Below are 842 nucleotides of genomic sequence, written 5' to 3'. Positions count from 1 at the left end.
GTCGAAACGCACCCGCATCTCGCCGTCGTCGACATTGCAGCCGGCCGAGCGGTAGAATTGCCGCGCCTGCGGCTGCAGCACCCGCATGCCGATCTCTTCGAGGATGGTGAGGCCCATTTCGTGGATCGTCTGCACCTGATCGGCCGACAGGATCTCGATCGGTGCATAGGGCCGCGTCAGCTGCTTCCACGGCCGCTGCTCGATGCCGCCGATCTCGCGCTGCGGGCGGCCGGGCCTGCGACGTGCCGTGATGCGCTCCATGGTTTTCTTGAACTCCCTGTTTGTCGCAATTCCGGACGGAAAACCGCTTCACACTTCTCCTGGAATTGCTCTATTCTGCAGCTGTGCGCATGTCGAAATCCGCCACCGCATCGACGATCGGCGTGTCGCGGCGGTAGGGTTGCCAGCGGATTTTTGCACCGATCTCCTGAGCGAGCTTATGGCCGCTGTGCACCGCGTGCGCGATGGCGCCCGGCGCCAGCGTGTCGCCGATACGATCGACACTGCGGATGCCGGCAGCGGCAAGCGCCTCCGCTCGTTGCGTCAGAGACTCGAACAGCTCGCCGCGCGGCAGCCTCAGTCCGACGATCAGCACCGAGCGGCAGGCCATTCGGCTTTCCTCGCCGGTGAACAGATGCGCTAGCGTCGCCGTCTCGCCGTCGAAGGATTTCAGGAGATGCAGTGTCGTCACCGACACCTTGCGCCGCGCCAGCGCGCGATGCACCAACGGCAGCTCGTTGGTCATGATCGTCCAGGCGGACGCCTGACCTGCGGGGGTCACGTAGCTGACCGGGATGCCTTGTGCCGCCAGATGTTCGGTCAGCACGCCGCCCATATAGTAG

1 protein-coding gene and 1 pseudogene are annotated in these 842 nt (G+C 64.7%); both read right to left on the bottom strand.

Going from position 1 to position 842, the window contains the following annotated elements; translation table 11 throughout:
• A partial coding sequence (locus tag EN935_RS38225) for a trimethylamine methyltransferase family protein (RefSeq protein WP_206534700.1) occupies window positions 1-261 on the bottom strand: 261 nt, incomplete at its 3' end.
• A 70-nt stretch (window positions 262-331) separates the two neighbouring features.
• Window positions 332-842 (bottom strand): annotated as a pseudogene (locus EN935_RS38220) (methylamine); the annotation flags it as partial.

Source organism: Mesorhizobium sp. M7D.F.Ca.US.004.03.1.1 (genome assembly GCF_003998635.1).
In the GTDB taxonomy this organism is placed as follows: domain Bacteria; phylum Pseudomonadota; class Alphaproteobacteria; order Rhizobiales; family Rhizobiaceae; genus Mesorhizobium; species Mesorhizobium loti.
The sequence above is the reverse complement of the archived record's forward strand: the minus strand, read 5'-3'. Positions and strand labels throughout refer to the sequence as shown.